Here is a 1490-nt window from a genome sequence, read left to right as displayed (position 1 = left end):
CGTATCGTCATTGAAGCAACCGGACGCCTAGAAATGCCCTTTGTCCTAGCATGTGCCGAAGCTCAATTACCGATTGTCCGCGCCAACCCCATTCACGTTAAACGCTTCGCTGGAGCCATTGGTCGAAGAGCTAAAAACGACCGATTAGATGCTGAGCTTATCGCTCATTACGCAGAAGCCATCAAGCCCGACATCTCCATCATAAAAGCAGAAAACATACGATTGATGAGTGACTTAGTCATACGCCGTAATCAGCTACTCTCTATGCAAACCATGGAGAAGAATCGTATTCAGGTATTGCCAAAATCTCTGCATTCGACCATCAAGCCAATACTGACTGCCATGAAAAAACAGATTTCAAACATTGAGGATAAGCTCGTTAAACTCATCGAGTCATGTCCAGACTATCAGACCAAAAACGACATCCTGCAAAGTGTTCCTGGTATTGGAAACATCGCAGCTGTATCAATCATCAGCAACGTTCCCGAGTTGGGGTACATCACCAACAAACAGGCGCCTCCCTCATTGGTGTCGCACCCATTACTCGAGAAAGTGGGCGTTACAAAGGCAAGCGGATGATTCAAGGAGGGAGGGCGCAAGTTCGAACCGTGCTGTATATGGCGATGATGTCTGCTATGCAGTGTAACCCTGTTTTCAAAGCGACTTACACCCGCCTCGTTCAATCAGGAAAACCGAAGAAAGTCGCTATCATCGCCTGCGTTCGTAAGATGGTTGTCATCTTAAACTCAATGCTAAGAGATGGCGTCATGTGGGATGAAAATATAGCTAAAAATTAACTATTGACGCCATAGTCGTTTGTTATTTTAATTCATTTGATCATAATAACTTTTCAAAGCCTTTGCACGGGTCTTGGTGAGGTTGGTGATATCGGATAAGGCTACTAATCCCCACATTGAACCTCGCTTACTACCATACATTAACTGTATATTTTTTATTTCTAAGTCCCTGTATTTAATCCAAGCACGCTGAGAGTCTCTTAGCGCTATTTGTTCTTCGGTGCCAAGCTCATTTCTTAAAGACTTATAATAATAGTTTAACTCAGCATCCCACTGCTCATTGGCTTTACTGCCACAATTGCCTATACCTGCTGTTGTTGAAGTATTGTTTAAGCACTCATTTAACTCGACGTCAATAGAGTGTTCATCTTGAGCAACAACACCGCATGAGAAAAACAATGTTGAAATTAATAATACCTTTTTCATATTTCTTGCACTCTTTATATGCATCCAAGTTATTCAACCGTACATATAGAAAGAGAGAGAAGCAAGCAACAAGTCAACTTAACCACATGATATTGTTGACTTTTGCGATGAGCAATCAATATGACTCCCAATTAAGGTGTGAGGCACGCAATACCGATGCTCCCGCATACTACCTTAATCACTAAAACCGACGCATAGTAAAAATGCCACGCGTTGCGAATCACTCTTAAACAGTTTGTATGGATAATAAGCTCTCCAATCGGGTAA

The 1490-nt window shown here is 42.3% G+C and carries 1 protein-coding gene and 1 pseudogene; one reads left to right on the top strand and one right to left on the bottom strand.

Translation table 11 applies throughout. The features are described from left to right. Positions 1-797, top strand: a pseudogene (locus tag Q8W40_RS27935) (IS110 family transposase); the annotation flags it as partial. Positions 798-824: 27 nt separating this feature from the next. Here Q8W40_RS27935 and Q8W40_RS27930 read toward each other — a convergent pair. Beyond that, the gene (locus Q8W40_RS27930; protein WP_305402097.1) at positions 825-1223 is read right to left on the bottom strand and encodes a lysozyme inhibitor LprI family protein; all 399 of its coding nucleotides are present in this window, start codon (positions 1221-1223) and stop codon (positions 825-827) included. Positions 1224-1490 lie beyond the last annotated feature (267 nt).

Origin of the sequence: Vibrio penaeicida (assembly GCF_030689305.1) — a bacterium.
GTDB classification, from domain to species: Bacteria; Pseudomonadota; Gammaproteobacteria; order Enterobacterales; family Vibrionaceae; genus Vibrio; species Vibrio penaeicida_B.
This window is presented reverse-complemented; position numbering and strand designations above follow the sequence as displayed.